Origin of the sequence: Streptomyces aidingensis (assembly GCF_900112355.1) — a bacterium.
Classification (GTDB): domain Bacteria; phylum Actinomycetota; class Actinomycetes; order Streptomycetales; family Streptomycetaceae; genus Streptomyces; species Streptomyces aidingensis.
In genome coordinates this window covers 237,040-256,310 of record NZ_FOLM01000003.1, presented here as the reverse complement: position 1 = coordinate 256,310, position 19,271 = coordinate 237,040, and the positions used below count along the sequence as shown (strand labels likewise).

Below are 19,271 nucleotides of genomic sequence, written 5' to 3'. Positions count from 1 at the left end.
CCCGGGCCCTGGCCGGATAGTGCCTTTCTGTGCTGCTCAGAGTGGCCGCCCGTCTGTCCCGCGGTCGGCCCTCCGCCTCACCCTGAGGTGCCAGACGTGGAGGAGGCCAGGGCACATGAGCATCGTCACACCCACCCCGACCACCCGCCCCGCGGGCCCGGAGGAGACCGGGCCCGCGCCCGATCCGGGCGAACCCGGACCCGGCGGTCCGGCGGCGGCCCGGAGAGCGGTGGACACCGAACTCGCCGCCTTCGTCGACGAGAAGATCCATGCCGCGGCACCGCGGCTGCGGCCCCTGCTGGAGACCGTCCGCGGCTTTCTGTTCAGCGGGGGAAAGCGGCTGCGGCCCCTGCTCTGCCTCTCCGGCTGGCAGGCGGCCGGCGGACACGGCGCCTCCGCACCGGTGCTGCGGGCCGCCGCCTCGCTCGAACTGTTCCATGCCTTCGCCCTGGTCCACGACGACCTGATGGACGGCAGCGCCCTTCGCCGCGGCCGGCCCAGCCTGCACCGCACGCTGGCGCTCCGGCACCGCGATCACCTCGCCCCCGGCGGCGCGGCCGACCCCGACCGGTTCGGCACGGGCGCCGCCCTGCTCGCCGGTGATCTGCTGCTGTCCTGGTCCGACGAGCTGCTGCACCGCGCCGGGCTGCCCGCCGACCGGCTGCCCGGCGCGCTCGCCCTGGTCGACACCATGCGGAACGAGGTCATGCAGGGCCAGTACCTGGATCTGCTGGTCACCGGCTGCCCGTCGGCGGAGCCGGGCCGGGCACTGGAAGTCGCCCGGCTGAAAACGGCCAAGTACACCGTCGAACGGCCCCTGCACCTGGGCGCCCTGCTGGCCGGGGCCGGCCGCCCCGTCCTCGACGCCTGCACCGCCTACGCCCTGCCGGTCGGCGAGGCGTTCCAGCTCCGCGACGATCTGCTCGGGGTGTTCGGCGACCCCGCCAAGACCGGCAAGCCCGCCACCGACGACCTGCGCGACGGCAAGGCCACGGTGCTGCTCGCCCTGGCCTTCCGGCTCGCCACCCCCGCGCAGCGCGGCCGGCTCCGCCAGTTGGTGGGCCGCCCCGACCTCGGCGAGCGGGAGGCCGATACCATCCGCGGGATGCTCACCGACACCGGCGCCCGCGCCGAGGTGGAGCGCATGATCAGGGACCGCTACCGGGCGGCGCTGCAGGCCCTGCACGGTGCCGCGTTCCCGCCGGCCGTCGCGGAGGCCCTGCGGCGGATCGCCCGGGCCGCCACCACCCGTCCGGCGTGATCCGCGCGCAGCCCCGGGCCCGGCCGCCGTCCGCCCGGGCCGCCCCCGAGACGCCCATCACCGCCGCCGCCGCAGCCGCCGCCGCCCGGCGAAACGCACGCATCAGCGAGACGCGTCAGCGATCCAGCGAAGCCGCAGAAGGAGATCTCCGGTGAACACCACCCCCGTGCACCAGGCGCCGCATACCGACCGGACGGACCCCGGCCCGTCCACGACGCCCCGGGAGTTCCATCTGCCGGAGCTTCCCCGGCTGCTGCCCGTCGCCTATCATCCGCACGCCGCCAGGATCGAGATCCTCTCCAACGGCTGGGTGCGCGAACGGCTCGGCGCATGCTTCGCGGACGAGAACCGGTTGCTGCGCTTCCTGCGCCAGCGCAACGGGCTCTACGGCGCGCTGGTGGCCCCGGCCGCCGAGTTCGACCGGGCCCGGGCGATAGCCGACTTCTACCAGTACGTCACCGTCATCGACACCCTGACCGGTGACCGCACCGCGCTGGGCGCCAGCCAGCACGGGGCCCGGCGGGTGTTCACCGAGATCATGGCGGGCTTCGGTCCCGGCCCGGACACGGCAGGCCGCACCCCCTTCGCAACGGCGGCCACCGATCTGTGGCGGCGGATAAGCCGGGGACTCTCCCCGGCGCAGCAGGAGCGGCTGCGCGGCAGCCTGCTGGCCTTTCTGCGCGGGTGCGCCACCGAGGTGCCCTATCTGCACGAGGGACGAGTCCCGGATCTCGACACCTATATGACGGTCCGCACGGACAGCTTCGGCTGTGCGTTCCTGATCCTGCTCACCGAGTACGCCATGGCCGTGGACACCGGCGACTGCGCCGAGGCGCTGAAGGAGGCGCACCGGCACGCCATGCGCCAGCTGATCCTGGTCAACGATCTGATCTCCTGGCGCAAGGAGCATGCGCTGCGGGACACCATGAACGCGGTCAGGGTCCTGTGCGACCACCGACGGCTGCCGCTCCAGGAGGCGGTCGACCGGCTGTGCGGCATGGTCGGGCATCACGAGCGGGCCTATGTCGCCGCCCGTGACGCGGTGCTGGCCGGGCCGCTCGGCGACCGCGCCGATGTCCGGGCCTATCTCTCGGGGCTGGACCATCTGATCGGCGGCAGCCAGGAGTTCGAATATCTCACGCCCCGTTATTTCGGCGACGGCTATGTCTGGGACGGCGCCACCTCCGGCTGGCTCAGCCTCACCGCGCCGGTCACCCGCTTCCGGGACGTGCCCCACCATCCGGAGAGCACCTGAGGGATGTCCAGGACCGGACGCGCACTCACCAGCCCTCCAAGGAGCCCCCAGGTGCACCGAACAGAAGCCCCGGCGGCCGGCGGCCGGCGCCGCTCCCGCGCCCTGGCGCCGGGCGGCCTGCCCGTCCTGGGCCACGCCCTTCTCCTCAAGCGCGACCCGCTCGGCTTTCTCCGCTCGCTGCCCGCGCTCGGCGACGTGGTGGACATCCGGCTCGGCCCGCAGCGGGCGCATGTGGTCTGCCACCCCGAGCTGGTGCGCCGGATGCTGCTCAGTCCCCGGGTCTTCGACAAGGGCGGCCCGCTGTTCGACAAGGTGCGCCCGCTGGTGGGCGATGGCCTGTTCACCTCCGGCTGGCAGGAGCACCGCCGGCAGCGGCTGCTGGTGCAGCCCGCCTTCCACCCCTCCCGGATGCCGCGCTACGCCGAGGTGATGTCCGAGGAGATCGAGCGGTTCGCCGGCTCGCTGCGCGAGGGCCGTCCGGTGGACCTCGGCGACGCGCTCACCGCGCTGACCGCCCGGGTGACCATCCGCGCGGTGTTCGCCACCCGGATCACGGCCGCGCATGTGACCGAGGTCCAGCGCTGCCTGCCCGTTCTGCTGGACGGGATATACCGGCGGATGACCGCGCCGCTGGGCGTGGCGGAGAAGCTGCCCACCCCCGGCAACCGGCGCTTCGCGCAGGCCCGCAGGCGGCTGTCGCAGGTCATCGAGCAGACCGTCGGCAACGCCGCCCGGGACGCCTCGGGGACGGGCGGGGACGGCGCCGGCCTGCTGTCCCTGCTGCTCGATGCCCACCGCGGCGGAACCGGGGAGCCCGGGCCCGAGCCCGGGCCGGCCGGGCAGGGCTACCGGCCCACCCTCGGGGAACTGCACGACCAGGCCATGACGCTGCTGATCGCCGGGACCGAGACCACCGCCGGCGTGCTGTCCTGGGCGTTTCACGAACTCTCGGTCCAGCCCGGGGCCGCGGGCCGGCTGCGCGCCGAGCTGGACGAGGTTCTGGGCGGGGCCGCCGGCCGGCCGCCGGGCCTGCCCGACCTGCCCCGGCTCTCCTACACCCGGCGCTTCCTGACCGAGGTGCTGCGCCGCTACCCGCCCGCCTGGCTGCTCACCCGGACCACGACGGAGGCCGCGGAACTGGGCGGGGCGGCTCTGCCCGCGGGCGCCGTCATGCTGTTCAGTCCGTATCAGCTGGGGCGGAACCCGGCGCTGTTCGCCGAGCCGGACCGGTTCGATCCGGACCGCTGGCTGCCGGAGCGGGCCGGGGAGGTGCCGAGGGGGGCCATGATCCCGTTCGGCTCGGGCAACCGGAAGTGTCCCGGGGACGAGCTGGGCATGACCGAGGCGACCCTGACCCTGGCCGCGGTGGCCTCGCGATGGCGGCTGGAGCCGGCGCCGGGCACGGTGATCCGGCCGCTGCCCAAGGCCGCCCTGGTGACCGGCCCGCTCCCGATGATCCCGTACCGGCGCTGACCGCCGGGCAGTCCCGCGGACACCGAGCACCGAGCAGGCGAACACCGAACAGCCGGCCCCTTACGGGCCCCGGAAGGAACAGATGATCGTCCGGTCTGCTCCGCAGCGGACCGGACGATCACCCCGAAGTCACCGAGAGTGCACCGAAGGTGAAAAACCGGCAACCTGCCGAACCGGGCACCATACCAGCTTCCGGACGCCTTGCCGAGAGGCAACGATCTTCACATCTTCTGCACGATTATGCCCCTGGCCCATGCCAGACAGCTTCCGCATGCACCGCCGTCGACAACCTCGCTGGTCAGCGCCGTCCTTGGCTGACAGATCGACAAATCCCTGTGCATATAAGCCTGTTGAATGCAGGTTTGAGGTTCGGAAATTAGCGTGCCACAAGTCCTTTCCGGCGCGTACCAGTCACACGAGAGCGCTATGCTGCCTGCCAGGCTCAGCGTATCCCATTGATCACCGGGAGTGATCACCTCCGCCCCCCAGGTACACAACCCCGGTCAGTTTGCGGTGGGTTGCCGAGGGGACCGGCCACCGAGCGCCGGTGCCCGCCGGCGGTCCGCGCTGAAGCCGCCCAAACATGCCCGATTCACGCCTTTGGCGGTACTTTGAGGATGCTCATGGTGCGTGCTGGATCATCGCCCGGCGGCCAACGCGCCGTCCGGTTCGTGGGCCTGGTGAGTCCCCTCCTGCCGGCGGCCGGAACGGCGATCACCACACTGGCCGCCCCCTCCGACGCCCGCGCCTGGGTGCTGTGGACCGGAGTGACCGCGACCGTACTGGTCGCCGTCATGGCGGTCCTGCTCACCCGCCGCGACGGGCGGTACGCCCGGCAGCAGGCCGACGCCGGTGCCCGGCGTGCCGCGCTGGAAGCCGAGATCGCCGATCTGCGCGAGCAGGTGAGCGGCCAGAACGCCGCGGTCAACCGGCTGGCGCACGACCTCCTGCCCGAGGCGGTGCGCCGCATCCGCCGCGGCGAATTCGCCGAGACCGTGCTCACCGAGGCGACGGCCGAAGGGCTGCCGCCCCGCTTCCACCAGGTCTTCCAGACCCTGCTCAGTCACACTCTGGAGATCGTGCAGACGGCCGAGAGCCGGCGCGACGCCGGCCAGCGGACCTTCCTCGACCTCGCCTACCGGCTCCAGAGCCTCACCAACCAGCAGGCCACCGTGCTGCGCGAACTCCAGCGCGAGCACGGGGAACTGCCCGATGTGGTCCGCGGCCTGATGCGGGTCGACCACATGAACGCGCAGATGGGCCGCCTCGGCGACTCCATCAGCGTGCTGAACGGCGGTCAGCCGGGCCCGCAGCGCACCCGCCCGGTCCCGCTCTACGACGCCCTGCGCGGCGCCGCCTCCCGGATCAAGGGCTACAACCGTCTCTCGCTGCCGGACCCCTCCCCCTTCGCGGTCACCGGCCATGCGTCCGAGTCGGTGATGCACACCCTGGCCGAACTGCTGGACAACGCCACCACCTACTCCCCGCCCGGCACCCTGGTGCGGATCACCATGGAGCAGGTGGCCAACGGCATCGCCGTCGGGATTCACGACGGCGGCCTCGGTATGAACGAGGAGACCCGTGAGACGTGTGAGGACATCCTGCGACGGGCGCACGCCGGGATGGGCCTGGAGGACCTCGGGGAGACCCCGCAGCTCGGTCTCGCCGTGGTCGGCACCCTGGCCCACCGGCTCAATCTCCAGATCTCGCTGGGCGCCTCTCCCTACGGCGGCGTGAGCGCGGTGGTGCTGGTGCCCAAGGAGCTGATCACCGCCGCCCCCAGCGACTACGGCCGCGCTTCCTACCGTCCGGCCACCGAGGCGACGGCGCCCGCGGCCCCGGTGGCTGCCTCGCCCTCCGGCGGCCGGAGCCTCGCCGCGTCCGGCACGGCCACCGCCACGCTGCCCGCCGCGCGCGCCACCCTGGACGACGGCGCCGGCTCCTCACCGGTGGTGACCGAGCGGACCGCCAACGGGCTGCCGCAGCGGCGCCGGAAGAAGCCGGCCGCCGGCGGCACCTCCCCGTCCCCCGCCGCACCGGCCGCCCGGGCCGGAACCGGGGGCGGCGGTGCCCAGGACTACGACGCCGGGGAGCCCGGGGACTGGCTGGCCGCCTTCTCCCGGGGCCTGGAGTCCGACTCCAGCAGTCCGAAGAACGACGACGCGTCAAGCAAGGATGGCCGTGACGACGACTGAGCAGTTCGCACCGTGGAATCTGGACTGGCTTCTCCAGGACATCGCCAAGAGCGTTCCGCAGACCCGTCATGTGGTGGTCGTGACAGCGGACGGCCTGTGCAAGGCCAAGTGGAACACCGACCAGGAGACCGCCGAGCGGATCGCCGCCGGCTGCTCCGGAGTGCGCAGTCTCGCCGCCGCGCTCTCCGAGGAACTGCCCCCGCACGAGGACCGGCGGCTGCGGATGGCCGCCATCGAACTGCCGGCCGGCTTCATCTTCGTGATGGACGCCAGTGAGGGGTCGCATCTCGCCGTGCTGACCGACCGGGGGGTGGACACCGGACTGATCGCGCAGCGGATGCGGGATCTGGTGGTCCGGCTCGGCGAGCATCTCAAGAGCAGGCCACGCAGCGACGGGCAACTGCCATGAGCGACGCCCCCGACTGGCACGAGGACTCCCCCGAGCGGTTCTTCATGATCACCGGCGGCCGGGCCGGTCATGTGGAGCACGCCGCCCTGGGCCTGGTCACGCTGATCCTCTCCAAGGCGGCCCCCAAGCCGGGGATGTCGCTGGAGCAGGCGAGCGTGCTGCGGCTGTGCCGCTCCCCGCTGTCGGTGGCCGAGATCACCGCGCATCTGAAGCTCCCGTTCAGCGTGGTGACGGTGCTGCTGATGGATCTGCTGTCGGAGGGCAATGTGGAAGCCCGCTCGCCCGCCCCGATCCCCAAGTCCGCCATGCCCGATCGCGACATCCTCCGGAGGGTCATCGGTGCACTCCAAAGTCTCTGACCCGGTCGGCGGCGGCCAGTTGGCCGGCACCGCCGATGACCCGATCGGCGAGGACGCACTGCCGGACACCGCCCGGCTGGGCGTCAAGCTGGTGGTCGCGGGCGCCTTCGGCGTCGGCAAGACCACCATGGTCCGCTCGGTCAGCGAGATCCGGCCGCTGGTCACCGAGGAGACCATGACCCAGGCCAGCCTCGGAGTGGACAGCACCGCGGGGGTGGAGACCAAGACCACCACCACGGTGGCCATGGACTTCGGCCGGATCACGGTGGACGAGGAGATGATCCTCTACCTCTTCGGCACCCCCGGCCAGGAACGCTTCTGGTTCCTGTGGAACGGCCTGTTCGAGGGTGCGCTGGGCGCCGTGGTGCTGGTGGACACCCGGCGGCTGGAGGAAAGCTTCGGCATATTGGAGAAGCTGGAGGAGAGCGGCACGCCCTTCATCGTCGCCATCAACACCTTCCCGGATTCGGTGTCCTACTCCACCGACGAGGTGCGGCAGGCCCTCGACCTGCCGCCCGGCGTGCCCATCGTGGAGTGCGACGCCCGTCGCCGGGACTCCAGCCGGGACGCCCTGCTCACCCTCATGCACCACCTGCAGAAACTTGCCGACGCCTCGGAGCTCCCGTGACCGATCCTCACTCCACCCTCGCGGACGGGGCCTTCCCCGAGCCGCCGCCGGGCTGCCCGGCACACGCCGCGCACGACGGCCGCCGTCCGCTGTTCGGCCCCCAGTACGAGAACGACCCGATGAGCTGGTACTCCGAGCTGCGGGCCCGGCACGGCGCGGTGGCCCCGGTGCTGCTGCCCGGTGAGCTGCCGGCCTGGCTGGTCCTGGGCTACCGGGAGAACGTGGAAGTGGCGCGCAACCACTACCTGTTCTCCCGGGACTCCCGGAACTGGCGGGAGATCCAGGACGGCCGGATCACCCCGGACCACCCGATGGCGCCGATCACCGCCTGGCAGCCGCTGTGCAACCTGGTGGACGGCAAGGAGCACAAGCGGCTGCGGGGCAGCCTGGCGGACAGCCTGTCGCGCTTCCACCACCGCGGGCTGCGCCGCTACATCACGCAGTCGGCGCACGCGCTGATCGACGAGTTCTGCGAGCACGGCCGGGCCGAGCTGGTGGGCCTCTTCAGCGAGCATCTGCCGATGCTGGTGCTGGCGAAGATGATGGACCTGCCGGAGGACCAGGCGCCGCGGCTGGGTGTGGCGGTCTGGGATCTGCTCAAGGGCTCCCCGACCGCCCCGGCCAGCAATGACTTCGTCACCGAGCTGCTCAGCGAGGTGATCGCCCGCAAGTCCCGGGAGCCGGGACACGACCTGGCCAGCGTGATGTTCCGGCACGAGGCCGGGCTGGACGCCGACTCGGTGCGGGAGCATCTGCGGCTGGTGCTGGTCAGCGCCGCCAGCACCTCGTGCCTGCTCTCCGACGCGGTCCGGGTGCTGCTCTCCGACGAGCGGTTCCGGGCCAATCTGCGGGGCGGTCACATGCGGCTGCCGGACGCCATCGAGCAGGTGCTGTGGGACTACCCGCCGTTCGTCACGGTGGTGGGCCGGTGGGCGACCACCGACACCATGCTGGCGGACCAGCAGATCCGCAAGGGCGACATGCTCATCCTCGGCCTGGCCGCGGCGAACACCGACCCCGCGGTCCGTCCGGATCTGCGGGCGCTGGTGATCGGGAACCGCTCGCATCTGTCCTTCGGGGCCGGCGACCACATCTGTCCGGGCTCGCACATCGCGCGCGCCATCGCCTCGGTCGGCATCGGTACGCTGCTGACCCGGCTGCCGGACCTGGAGCTCGCGGCCTCCGACGGCGAACTGGAGTGGCAGACCTCGCTGCTGCTGCGGACGCTGACCAGGCTGCCGGTGCAGTTCACGCCGCGGCCCCGGGTGGGCCGGGCCTGGGAGGCGGACACCCGGCAGGTGCCGGCCGCCGCCGAGCCGGCGGCCCTCTGACCCGGCGCCTGTCCCCGGGCGGGCCCCGGACGGCCGGCGATCGCCGGCCGTCCGGGGCCCGCGGCGCCATGCGTGCGTGCGGTGCCGGGCGGTGAGTGCGGTGGGGTGCGGGGGCGCGGTCAGCCGTCGAGCTGCCGCCACCACCAGGCGACCTGCTCCAGGCCGGGCGGCGGTTCCAGGGTGTCGTCGGCCGGGGTGTCGCGCCAGGTGATGCCGAGCCGGGCGCCCGCCACCGGCAGCGGATGGCGGCCGGCCGGGCTGGCGAAGCGGGGGGCGGCGTCCATCCAGTGCAGGCAGCCCACGAGGTAGTGGTCCGTCACCCGCAGATAGCGGCGCAGGTCCGGTCCGGCGTCCCGGGCGATCCGGTCGCGCAGCCGCAGATAGAGGGTCATGACCCGGTCCCGCAGCGCCACCGCGGCGGGCACCGCCTCCTCGGGGGAGCATCCCGCGTCCCGCGCCAGAATGGTGAGCAGGCTGGGGTAGGTGCGTTCGGTGCCCTGGTCCTTGCCCCAGGAGCACAGGTCGTTGTCGCAGCCGAAGACAAAGGCGGCGGCGTCGGTCACCGCCTGTACGGGCGGGGAGTACAGCTCCTCGGCGGGCACCGCGATGCCGGGGGCCAGTTCGCCCCAGGCGAGGGAGAACCGGGTGCCGATGGCGGAGGGGCGCATCGCGGCGTAGTCGCCGATGGCGGGCAGCACTCCGCGCTCCTGTGCGGAGACCAGCCAGGCCGTTCCCCACAGCCAGTCCCGCAGCCCGTGGGCCACCCGGTGGAGCTGGACCGGGGTGAGGACCGCCCGGGTGCGGTGCACCAGGTCCTGGAGGGCCGGGGCAAAGGGGTGGTCCGGGCCGAGCATCCCGGAGCCGGGCAGCTCCAGCGCGCGGCAGACCCGGGCGGCGATGTCGATGACGGCCGCGCCGGTGGTGGTGGCGGCCGGCCCGTCGTCGACCGCGTCGTCGAGGGCGCAGGCCCAGTGGTTCCAGATGGTGAAGAGAAAGGCCTTCTCCGCGTCTCCCTCGGGGATCACCCGGCAGCTCACATCGGTGCAGCGGGTCGCCAGGTTCCAGGCGAGCGCGGTTTCGTCCCGGACGATGCCGGAGTTGATCACCCATTCCCGGGCGCGGCGCTCGATCCCGGGGGCGTCGGGGTGGACGGGCGGGTCGGCGGGCTCGATGGGGCACCAGAACGGCGGCGGGGTCCATCCCGGCGCCACCGCCGCGGAGCCTGCCGGTGCGGTGCGGGTTTCCGGTGCTGTGGGTGTGGTGGGCGCGGTGCGCATGCTGGGTCTCCAAGTCCGCGGCGGCGTCCCGCCGCAGGCGGTCAGCGGGGCGGCAGGCGGAACAGCAGCAGCCGGGTCTCCACCTCGCGGTCGCGCCAGAGGCGGAAGAAGATCCCGTGCTTCCGGGCCGATTCGGCGAGCCGGGCGGTGGTGAAACCGGTCCGTTCGGTGGTCTCGCCGGCGTCGCCCGACTGCATCGCCCGCTCCAGTTCGGTGGCCGACCAGGCCATGCTCTGTACCCAGAACTCCGTGACACCGGCGGTCACATCGTCGTTGTCGGCGAGTTCCAGGCCGGCGGCGCGGGCCGCGGAGAGGTACTCGTCGAAGGTGCCCAGCCGTGTCGTGTAGTAGTCGTTGAGGTATTCCGCCGCCCGGTCCCCGGTGAGGAAGTGGTCTTCGATGCCGAACCAGCCGCCGGGCCGCAGCGCCCGGGCGACCACCTCGAAGAGCCGGTACCGCTCCATATGGTTGGTGCTCTCGAAGGCGACCGCGGCGTCGTAGGCGCGCTCCGTGCTCAGGTCGTGGACATCCATCAGGACCGGGGAGATCCGGTCGGCCACCCCGGCGGCCCGGGAGAACTCCCACAGGTGGGGTATGTGCGCCGCGGTGTTGGTGAGTGCGGTGACCCGCGCGCCGTGCTCCTGTGCCCAGTAGAGGGAGCCGCCGCCGAGTCCGCAGCCGATGTCCAGCAGGGAGCCGGGCGGTGCGGCGAACACCCCCCAGCGCCGTGCGGCGCGTTCCAGCATGGCCTCCTGGGCCCGGCAGATGCGTTCCCGGATGGCCTCCGGGCCGATCTGTGAGGTGGGCAGGGGGCCGTCGAACAGACCGAGGTGGTAGTGCGGGGCGCCTCTTCCCCCATTGCCGTACTTGCGGATGATCTCTTCGGTTTTCGCCGAGTAGTAGGCGGGCACCGGGCCCGGCCCGGCGGCCGGGGCAGCGACCGCCGTTGCCGAGGACGGGGATTGGGTGCCGTCCATCAACATTCCTCCCGCATAGACCATGGGTACATGTCGTGACCACGCCATCACTACCCAGCACTCATCAAGAGAAATCACCAAACAGTCACAAGCAAAAGTCTTTCTGTCGCAAAACGCCCTTACATCGCAACATCCCCGGCCACGCCCCACCGCCACGCTTCTCACCCCATCCTCCCCGAGCCCACCCTCCCCAGCGCAACCGGGCAGCACCGAGCCGACCTGGGGAAACGCTCAAGAGGGGAAAGAAATCCGAAATCTTCAAGCCATGAACATGGCGTTAATCGACAGATTTCGGCGAATGTGAGTTCACTCACGGGGGAACAGATCACTCCGTCACACCGCACCGGAACACCCGGAGAGAAGGGACCACAGATGGCCGAGACGGCAGAGAGAACGGTGCCGGGCCCCGGCCGGCAGTCCGGCCGCGCGCCCCTGGCGCCGGGAGCCTGGCCACTGATCGGGCACATGCCCGCCATGATCCGCCGCCCGCTCGACTTCATCACCTCGCTGCCGGCCCATGGTGATGTCCTGAAGATCCGGTTCGGCCCCATGTCCGTCTATGCGGTGAACCATCCGGAACTGCTCCAGCTCGCCCTGGTGGAGAAGCAGCACGAGTTCGAGCGGGGACGCTTCTTCAAGAAGATGTCGCTCGTCATGGGCGAGGGCATCCTGAGCACCTCCGGCCAGACCCACCGGCGGCTGCGGCGCAAGCTCCAGCCCGCGTTCCACCACTCCCGGATACCCGGCTACAGCGTGGCGATACGGCAGGTGGCCAAGGAGCTGATGGCGGACTGGCGGCCCGGCCGGGTGATCGCCCTCGACAAGGAGATGGACCGGTATTCGCTGGACAGCGTCACCGGATGCCTGTTCGCCGGCAGTCTGCCCTCCTCCATCGCCGCCGAGTTCCGGCGCACCCTGCCCATCGTCTCCCGCGGCTTCATCGTCCGGGCCGCCACGCCCGATCAGTGGGGCCGGGTGCCGACGCCCGGCAACCGCCGCTTCGACCGGGCGCTGCGCGATCTCAGGGCCGCCGCCAGCCAGGCGGTGGCCGCCTACCGGGCCGACGCCGCCGAGGACGACAACAGCCTGCTGGCCATGATGGCGCAGTCCGGGGGCGAGGACGGCGAGACGCTGACCGACCGCCAGGTGCGGGACAACGTCATCAACTTCGGGATCGCCGGCATGGAGACCACCGGCGCCACCCTGGCCTGGCTGTTCTACGAGCTCAGCCGCCATCCGGAGGTGGAGGCCCGGGTGCTGGCCGAGATCGACGAGGTGCTCGGCGACCGCGATCCGGACCACGAGGACCTGGCGAAACTGGCGTACACCGGCCGCGTCGTCAAGGAGACCCTGCGGGTGCACGCCCCCTGGATCCTGATGCGGCGGGCCAGGAACGACATCCGGCTGGGCGGGGTCACCGTCCCCGAGGGGGCGGAGATCCTCTACAGCCCGCACATGGTGCACCACGACGCCCGCTGGTATCCGGACCCGTACCGGTTCGACCCGGACCGCTGGCTCGCCGAGCCGCCCCCGCAGGTGCCCCGGGCCGCCTGGATGGCCTTCAGCGTCGGTGCGCACAAGTGCATCGGGGATGCCTTCGCGATCACCGAGATGACCATCGCGGTGGCCATGATCTGCCGGCGGTGGCGGCTGCGCCCGCTGCCGGGGGTGGAGATCAGGCCGGTGGTCCGGGCCGGCATCCACCCCAACAGGATGCCGGTGACGGCGGAGCCGCGCGGCACGGCCTGATCCCGCCCCCGTCCGGGGCGGCCGGGCGGGGTGAACACCCCCGGAGAGTTCACATATTCACCCACGGGTGCGGTCTGTTTCGCCATATTGTGGGCAACAGACTGTCAAGGCGGACAACTCATGAACGGGCCGGACCAGTTGAACGTTCCGGCCCTTGTCCGCCGTGCCCGTGACGGGGCCGGCGTGGCCCCCTCCGGCATCCCCTTCCCTGCCCCTAGGAGCACCACCATGGAACTGATCACCCGCGCCGACTGGGGCGCCAAACCCTGGCAGGGCACACCGCGCTCGGTGTCCCTTTCGGAGCGGACGACGGTGATGATGCACTACCACGGCGACCCGCCCCCCTACTCCACGGGCGTCCGGGTGCCCCGCGAGGTGGAGGCGATCCATCTCGCCAACGGCTGGTCCGGGGTCGGCTACCACTTCCTGGTCGACCAGGACGGCGCCGTCTACGAGGGCCGCGGCTGGGGCCTGGTCGGCGCCCACTGCCCCGGCTACAACCGCACCGGCTTCGGCGTCTATGTCGCCATCGGCGGCAGCCAGAAGCCCAGCGACGCCGCGCTGCGCGCGGCCCGCGACGTCTACGACGAGGCATGCCGCCGCACCGGCAGAACGCTGGCGAAGAAGGGCCACCGGGACGGTATCTCGACCCAGTGCCCGGGCGACCCGCTGTACGACTGGGTGCGGGACGGCATGCCCCGGCCCGGCGGCGGCTCCTCGCCCGGCAGACCCTCGGTCTCGCTGGCCAAGCTGGTCGCGGCGGCGCGCAACGACCCGCCCAGGTCCGGTACCCCGGTCTCGTACTCCGGGGTCAAGACGGTGGAGGCCGCCCTGGTGAAGGAGGGCCTGCTGGCCTCGCGCTACGCGGACGGGCACTTCGGCACGGCGACCGTGTCGGCCTATGCCGCCTGGCAGCGCCGTCTGGGCTTCAGCGGCTCGGACGCGGACGGCATCCCCGGCCGCACCTCGCTGACCAGGCTCGGCGACAAGTACAGGTTCGACGTCACCGGCTGACCCCGCCGGCGCGACGCAACGGGCCGGCCGCGCCGCGGCGCGGCCGGCCGCGGCTATTCCGCCCAGACCTCCGGCCCCGGCCCGCGCCACTCCACCACCGCGGGATCGGTGATGTCGATGCTCTCCGGATCGGCCCCCGCGCGGCGCAGGAACTCCACCAGTTCCCCGGTCGACCGGGCGATGCCGAGGATCTCCCGGTCCACCCGTACCCGGCGGCCCCCGCCCGGGGTGGGCGGGTAGACAACGATCCTGGGCACGGTCACACCGCCATCGTGCGCTCTTGTGCGCCGGCGCGCCAGATGTGCGGCGCGCGCCGCCCTCCGCCCGGGCGCCCGCCCCCGTCAGCGCGCCAGCGCGGCCAGCAGCGGCGGCAGCGACTCGCCGATCGGGGTGCGGATCACCTCGTCGGCCAGCTCGTCATAGGGCGTGGGCTGGGCGTTGACGATGATCAGCCGGGCGCCCTGCCCGGCGGCCAGCCCGGCCAGCGAGGCGGCCGGCTGGACCTGGAGGCTGGTGCCCACCGCGAGAAAGATCTCGCAGGCCCGCGCGATGGCCACGGCATCGGCCAGCACCCCGGGGTCGAGCCGCTGCCCGAACATCACCGTGGCCGACTTCAGCACCGCACCGCAGGACCGGCAGTCCGGGTCCTCCTCGCCCGCCGCCACCCGCTCCAGCGCCTCGCTCATCGGACCGCGTACGCCGCAGCCGGTGCACTCCACGGTGTGCGCGTTGCCGTGCAGCTCCAGCACCTTGCGCTCCGGCATGCCGGCCTTCTGGTGCAGCCCGTCCACATTCTGGGTGAGCACCCGCACCGGGGTCCCGGAGCGCTCCAGCCCGGCCACGGCGCGGTGCGCGGCATTGGGCTCGGCGCGCAGCGCGGGACTGTCCAGCCGGACCCGCCAGGCCCGGCGGCGGACCTCCGGATCGCTCATATAGGCCTCGTGGCTGACCAGCTTCCCGGCGCCGGGATCACGGCGCCACAGGCCGTTCGGACCGCGGTAGTCGGGGATGCCGGAGTCGGTGGAGATCCCCGCCCCGCTGAGAATCGCCACCATGGGCCGACGCCGCCCCTCGTCAGCGTTCATAGGAAAAGCTTACGATCACCGGCATGTTTACCACCCGGCCGACCCTTCAGGGCACCTTCGGAATGGTCTCCTCCACCCACTGGCTGGCCTCCCAGTCCGCCATGGCGGTGCTGGAGGACGGCGGCAACGCCTTCGACGCGGCGGTCGCGGCCGGCTTTGTGCTGCACGTGGTGGAGCCGCACCTCAACGGCCCGGCCGGGGACGTGCCGGTCATCCTGGCCCCGGCGGGCGGCCGGGTCCGGGTGCTGTGCGGCCAGGGCCCGGCGCCGGCCGGGGCCACCATCGCGCACTACCGCTCGCTGGGTCTGGACCTGGTGCCCGGCACCGGCCCGCTGGCCGCGGTGATCCCCGGTGCCTTCGACGCCTGGATGGTGCTGCTGCGCGACCACGGCACCCGGACCCCGGCCGAGGTGCTGAAATACGCCATCGGCTACGCCGAGCACGGCCACCCCGCGGTGGAGCGCATCACCGGCACCATCGAGGCCGTCCGCGAACTGTTCGAGACCGAGTGGACCGCCTCGGCCGCGGTCTGGCTGCCCGGCGGCGCCGCCCCGGCCCCCGGCTCGCTGCTGCGCAACCCGGATCTGGCCGCCACCTGGCGCCGGCTGCTCGCCGAGGCAGAAGCCGCCGGCCCGGACCGCGAGGCGCAGATCGAGGCCGCCCGGCGGACCTGGCGGGAGGGCTTCATCGGCGAGGCGATCGCCGCGCACGCCGCCCGGCCGGCCATGGACTCCAGCGGCGAGCGCCACGCCGGGGTGCTGACCGGCGACGACCTGGCCGGCTGGTCGGCCGGCTACGAGGAGCCGGTGACCTACGACTGGCGCGGCTGGACGGTCTGCAAGGCCGGCCCGTGGAGCCAGGGCCCGGTGCTGCTCCAGCAGCTCGCCCTGCTGGACGGCGGGCTGCCGGGCGCGCTGAGCGGGGTGATCAGCCCCGAGGGCCTCGGCTCGCCGGAGTATCTGCACGCCCTGATCGAGGCGAGCAAGCTGGCCATGGCCGACCGCGAGGCCTGGTACGGCGACGCCGCCGAGGTGCCGCTGGCCGCCCTGCTGTCGCCGGAGTACAACGCCGCCCGGCGGGCGCTGATCGGCGACCGGGCCGACCCCGCCCTGCGCCCGGGATCACCGGACGGCCGGACCCCGGTGCTGGCCACGCACGCCGGGCGGACGACGCCGGCGGGCGACCCCGGCTACGACGCCATGGGCATCGGCTCGACCGCCGCGGGGGCGCCCCCGGGCACCGGCGAGCCGACCGTGGCCCCCACCGGCGAGATGCGCGGCGACACCTGCCATGTCGATGTGGTGGACCGCTGGGGCAACATGGTCAGCGCCACCCCCAGCGGCGGCTGGGTGCACTCCAGCCCGGTCGTGCCCGGTCTGGGCTTTCCGCTGGGCACCCGGCTGCAGATGACCTGGCTGGAGCCCGGCCTGCCGTCCTCGCTGACTCCCGGCCGCCGGCCACGCACCACGCTGACCCCCTCGCTGGCGCTGCGCGACGGCGAGCCGGTGCTGGCCTTCGGCACCCCGGGCGGCGACCAGCAGGACCAGTGGCAGACGCATTTCTTCCTGGACGTGGCGCTGCGCGGGCGGCCGGTGCGCGGCGGGCCGGACCTCCAGGGCGCCATCGACGCGCCCGGCTGGCACCAGGACAGCTTCCCCAGTTCGTTCTTCCCGCGCGCAACGCGGCCGGGCAGTGTGACCGTGGAGTCGCGGGCCGGCGAGCGGGTGATCGAGGAGCTCCGGCGGCGCGGACACCGGGTGACGGTGGCCGCGCCCTGGACCGAGGGACGGCTGTGCGCGGTGGCCCGCGACCCGGAGACGGGGGTGCTCTCGGCCGCCGCCAACCCGCGCGGCATGCAGGGCTACGCGGTCGGCCGCTGACGTCCCGTCCGGCCGGCGGGACGGCAGCCGGGGCGGGAAACCGGGAAGAGGCCGAAAAGCCGCTGTAGCAAAGCGGAAACGCTTCCCGTAACACATCTTCGGTTGAGTATCGTCATGGCCGAGATGTCGAAGCCGGAGGAACCCGAGGCGGCGTTCCACGCCGAACTGCGCCTGATCGTCCGGGCCCTCGATCCGGCGAGCGGATGGTATGCGGCCTTCGCCGCCCGCGCGCCGGAGGAGCTGGCGGCCTGGCTGTCCGGCCGCGTTCTGCCGCCCTGGGACGTGGTGACGGATCTGCTGCACGACTTCTCGGCCCGGCACGGCACCGGGGCAGCCGAGCCGCGGGCCCGCTCGCTGCGCCACTGGTACGACGCCGCGCTGCGCGACGAGGACCGGCGGCCGGACGCCAGGGAGCTGCTGCTGCGGCAGCGCGCCCGGGCGGAGCGGGAGCGGCGCGAGGCGGTCCGCCAGGAGCAGCAGCTCGCCGAGGCCGCCCGGCAGGCCGGGACGGACGGCCGCCACCGGGAGGCCGAGCGGTTCGCGGCGCTGCGGCTGTGGGCCCGGGACGACGAGCACCGGGCCCGGGCCCGGCTGGCCGAACTGGAGCAGCGCATCGCCGCCCTGCCCGCACCGAGGCTGCGCGCCGTCCCCGGCACCGGAAACCCGGCAGCCTCCGGGAGCGCCGGGAGCGCCGGGAGCGCCGGAGGCGGCACACGGGCCCGGAGCGCGAAGAAGGCCAGGCCGCGCGGGGCGCGGTTCGCCGGCGCCGCCGAGGAGGCCCCGGCACCGCCGGCGCCGCGGCCCGTCCCGGCGCCGGCGGCCCCGGACCGTCCGGGCGGTGCCCGGCCCACCGGCTCCCGGTTCGCCGGCGCGGCACCGGAGAGTCCCCTCCGCCCGCGGCCCGAGCCGCCCGGCGAGGAGGACCGGCGCCTGGCGGCCGAGCTGACCGCCCGGCTGGTCCGGCTGCGCCGGGAGGGCAGCGGCGGACAGTTCTACGCCGCCCTGTGCGAGGTGCTCGGCGGCCCCGGCCGCCGCCTGCCGCTGGTGCTGGACGGCATGGCCGGGGCGGGCCTGGAGCCGGAGATCGACACCCTGCTGTGGGAGGCCGCGGCGCTGCCTGTGGACCGGCTGGCCGCCGTGGCCGAGTCGCTGGCCGCGGCGGGCCGGGCGCGGGAGTGCGGCCGGCTGCTGCGGCAGAGCGCGGCCCGGCCCGCCGGGGAGGCGGGCACCATCGCCGCGGAGCTGACGAACGCCGGGCTGGCCGCGGAGGCGGTCACCCTGCTCACCGCCGTGGTGCGGTCCAAGACCGCGCAGGAGGCGGTCGGCGCGGCGCTGGACGCCCCCTCGGTCGTCACCCCGCTGCTGCTGGACGCGGCCCGGCAGGTCTCCCCCCTGCACCATCACGCCCTCACCACCGAACTCCGCCGCGCCGGCGTCGCCTGACCCCGCCGCCGGCCGCCGGTGGCCGGCGCGGCGCGGGGCCGGAATCCTGGGCGCGTTCGGCATTCCATGCCGCATCGTGAGCCGCGGCGTGTTTCGATGGTCACATGATCGACGAAGAGCTGGCAGCCAGAGCCGAGGACGCGGTACGGCGCGCCGCCGCCGTGGAGATCATGCCGCGCTGGCGGCAGCTCGCCGAGGACGAGGTGTCGAGCAAATCCGGCCCGCACGACGTGGTCACCGTCGCCGACCGGCAGGCCGAGCGGCTGCTCACCGACGCGCTCACCGCGCTGCTGCCCGGCTCCCTGGTGGTCGGCGAGGAGGGGGTGTACGAGGACCCGGCCAGCTATGACGCGCTGCGCGGCGGCGCCCCGGTGTGGATCATCGATCCGGTGGACGGCACCCGGCAGTTCGTGCGCGGCGGGCCGGGGTTCTGCACCCTGCTCACCCTCGCCCAGCACGGCCGGCTCCTGGCCTCCTGGACCTACCTCCCGGCCCAGGACCTGATGGCCACCGCCCGCCGTGGTGCCGGGGCCTGGCTCAACGGCGAGCGTCTGCGGGCCGGTTCGCCCGCGCCCGGCGCATCCCTGGACATCGCCCTGACCCATCCGGACTTCGCCACCGAGGAGCACCAGAAGATCATGGCGGCGCTGTACACGCCGGGCTTCGAACCGCGGCCCAGCGGCAGCGTGGGGGTGGAGTATCTGCGGGTCGCCCGCGGCCATCTGGACGCCCTGGTCTACACCTGGGAGAAGGCGTGGGACCATGCCGCGGGCCTGCTGCTGGTGGCCGAGGCGGGCGGGGTGGCGCTGGCCGCGGACGGCTCGCCGTACCGGATCACCGGCGGCAACGCCCTGCCGTTCACCGCGGCGCGTGACGAGCACACGGCGCGGCGTATCCTCACAGTCCTGGCCGCGGCCCGGCCGGATTCCGCCTGA

The 19,271-nt window shown here is 73.3% G+C and carries 17 protein-coding genes; 13 read left to right on the top strand and 4 right to left on the bottom strand.

Annotation, left to right across the window (positions count from 1 at the left end; genetic code table 11):
- The first annotated feature begins 115 nt into the window (after positions 1-115).
- The 8 genes from BM242_RS08315 (at position 116) to BM242_RS08280 (ending at position 8,911) form a co-directional block, all read left to right on the top strand.
- Entirely contained in the window at positions 116-1,261 is a 1,146-nt protein-coding gene (locus tag BM242_RS08315; protein WP_093838050.1) for a polyprenyl synthetase family protein, read from the top strand.
- A 151-nt stretch (positions 1,262-1,412) separates the two neighbouring features.
- Positions 1,413-2,516, top strand: a complete 1,104-nt coding sequence (locus tag BM242_RS08310) for a terpene synthase family protein (RefSeq protein WP_093838049.1) — start codon at positions 1,413-1,415, stop codon at positions 2,514-2,516.
- Between the two features lie 51 nt (positions 2,517-2,567).
- The gene (locus BM242_RS08305) at positions 2,568-3,989 is read left to right on the top strand and encodes a cytochrome P450 (RefSeq protein ID WP_245833913.1); all 1,422 of its coding nucleotides are present in this window, start codon (positions 2,568-2,570) and stop codon (positions 3,987-3,989) included.
- A 680-nt stretch (positions 3,990-4,669) separates the two neighbouring features.
- Positions 4,670-6,184: a sensor histidine kinase gene (locus BM242_RS08300; protein ID WP_139238290.1), complete on the top strand. Its 1,515-nt coding sequence runs from the start codon at positions 4,670-4,672 to the stop codon at positions 6,182-6,184.
- Positions 6,171-6,593 (top strand): roadblock/LC7 domain-containing protein, encoded by a 423-nt coding sequence (locus BM242_RS08295; RefSeq protein WP_245833912.1) that lies wholly within the window; start codon positions 6,171-6,173, stop codon positions 6,591-6,593. Before BM242_RS08300 ends, BM242_RS08295 begins: the two co-directional genes overlap by 14 nt.
- Positions 6,590-6,952 carry a DUF742 domain-containing protein gene (locus BM242_RS08290; RefSeq protein WP_093838045.1) on the top strand — a complete coding sequence of 121 codons (363 nt, stop codon included), beginning with the start codon at positions 6,590-6,592 and terminating at the stop codon, positions 6,950-6,952. The genes BM242_RS08295 and BM242_RS08290 overlap by 4 nt, the downstream gene beginning before the upstream one ends.
- Positions 6,933-7,580: a GTP-binding protein gene (locus tag BM242_RS08285; RefSeq protein WP_425443821.1), complete on the top strand. Its 648-nt coding sequence runs from the start codon at positions 6,933-6,935 to the stop codon at positions 7,578-7,580. The genes BM242_RS08290 and BM242_RS08285 overlap by 20 nt, the downstream gene beginning before the upstream one ends.
- Positions 7,577-8,911, top strand: coding sequence for a cytochrome P450 (locus BM242_RS08280; RefSeq protein WP_093838043.1), 1,335 nt, complete (start codon positions 7,577-7,579; stop codon positions 8,909-8,911). Before BM242_RS08285 ends, BM242_RS08280 begins: the two co-directional genes overlap by 4 nt.
- Before the next feature lie 119 nt (positions 8,912-9,030).
- On the opposite strand, the gene BM242_RS29270 is transcribed toward BM242_RS08280, so the two are convergent.
- Positions 9,031-10,188 (bottom strand): terpene synthase family protein, encoded by a 1,158-nt coding sequence (locus BM242_RS29270; protein WP_175541315.1) that lies wholly within the window; start codon positions 10,186-10,188, stop codon positions 9,031-9,033.
- Positions 10,189-10,229: 41 nt separating this feature from the next.
- Positions 10,230-11,165 carry an SAM-dependent methyltransferase gene (locus tag BM242_RS08270; RefSeq protein WP_093838041.1) on the bottom strand — a complete coding sequence of 312 codons (936 nt, stop codon included), beginning with the start codon at positions 11,163-11,165 and terminating at the stop codon, positions 10,230-10,232.
- 372 nt (positions 11,166-11,537) lie between these two features.
- On the opposite strand from BM242_RS08270, the gene BM242_RS08265 reads away from it, so the two are divergent.
- A complete protein-coding gene (locus BM242_RS08265; RefSeq protein WP_093838040.1) occupies positions 11,538-12,914 on the top strand; it encodes a cytochrome P450 in 1,377 nt (458 codons plus the stop codon).
- A 228-nt stretch (positions 12,915-13,142) separates the two neighbouring features.
- Positions 13,143-13,928, top strand: coding sequence for an N-acetylmuramoyl-L-alanine amidase (locus tag BM242_RS08260; protein ID WP_175541313.1), 786 nt, complete (start codon positions 13,143-13,145; stop codon positions 13,926-13,928).
- A 53-nt stretch (positions 13,929-13,981) separates the two neighbouring features.
- Here BM242_RS08260 and BM242_RS08255 read toward each other — a convergent pair whose 3' ends face one another.
- The gene (locus BM242_RS08255; RefSeq protein ID WP_093838038.1) at positions 13,982-14,191 is read right to left on the bottom strand and encodes a hypothetical protein; all 210 of its coding nucleotides are present in this window, start codon (positions 14,189-14,191) and stop codon (positions 13,982-13,984) included.
- Between the two features lie 78 nt (positions 14,192-14,269).
- A complete protein-coding gene (locus BM242_RS08250; RefSeq protein WP_093838037.1) occupies positions 14,270-15,013 on the bottom strand; it encodes an SIR2 family NAD-dependent protein deacylase in 744 nt (247 codons plus the stop codon).
- A gap of 23 nt (positions 15,014-15,036) precedes the next feature.
- On the opposite strand from BM242_RS08250, the gene BM242_RS08245 reads away from it, so the two are divergent.
- The 3 genes from BM242_RS08245 to BM242_RS08235 all read left to right on the top strand — a co-directional run bounded on the left by BM242_RS08245 (position 15,037) and on the right by BM242_RS08235 (position 19,271).
- Entirely contained in the window at positions 15,037-16,893 is a 1,857-nt protein-coding gene (locus BM242_RS08245) for a gamma-glutamyltransferase family protein (protein WP_093838036.1), read from the top strand.
- 114 nt (positions 16,894-17,007) lie between these two features.
- Positions 17,008-18,336, top strand: coding sequence for a hypothetical protein (locus BM242_RS08240; RefSeq protein ID WP_093838035.1), 1,329 nt, complete (start codon positions 17,008-17,010; stop codon positions 18,334-18,336).
- Between the two features lie 104 nt (positions 18,337-18,440).
- The gene (locus BM242_RS08235; protein WP_093838034.1) at positions 18,441-19,271 is read left to right on the top strand and encodes an inositol monophosphatase family protein; all 831 of its coding nucleotides are present in this window, start codon (positions 18,441-18,443) and stop codon (positions 19,269-19,271) included.

Coding starts and splice junctions, on each gene's coding strand:
- BM242_RS08240 (WP_093838035.1), top strand. CDS start 17,008: ATGGCCGAGATGTCGAAGCCGGAGGAACCCGAGGCGGCGTTCCACGCC.
- BM242_RS08260 (WP_175541313.1), top strand. CDS start 13,143: ATGGAACTGATCACCCGCGCCGACTGGGGCGCCAAACCCTGGCAGGGC.
- BM242_RS08265 (WP_093838040.1), top strand. CDS start 11,538: ATGGCCGAGACGGCAGAGAGAACGGTGCCGGGCCCCGGCCGGCAGTCC.
- BM242_RS29270 (WP_175541315.1), bottom strand. CDS start 10,188: ATGCGCACCGCGCCCACCACACCCACAGCACCGGAAACCCGCACCGCA.
- BM242_RS08315 (WP_093838050.1), top strand. CDS start 116: ATGAGCATCGTCACACCCACCCCGACCACCCGCCCCGCGGGCCCGGAG.
- BM242_RS08245 (WP_093838036.1), top strand. CDS start 15,037: ATGTTTACCACCCGGCCGACCCTTCAGGGCACCTTCGGAATGGTCTCC.
- BM242_RS08270 (WP_093838041.1), bottom strand. CDS start 11,165: ATGGACGGCACCCAATCCCCGTCCTCGGCAACGGCGGTCGCTGCCCCG.
- BM242_RS08250 (WP_093838037.1), bottom strand. CDS start 15,013: ATGAACGCTGACGAGGGGCGGCGTCGGCCCATGGTGGCGATTCTCAGC.
- BM242_RS08235 (WP_093838034.1), top strand. CDS start 18,441: ATGATCGACGAAGAGCTGGCAGCCAGAGCCGAGGACGCGGTACGGCGC.
- BM242_RS08290 (WP_093838045.1), top strand. CDS start 6,590: ATGAGCGACGCCCCCGACTGGCACGAGGACTCCCCCGAGCGGTTCTTC.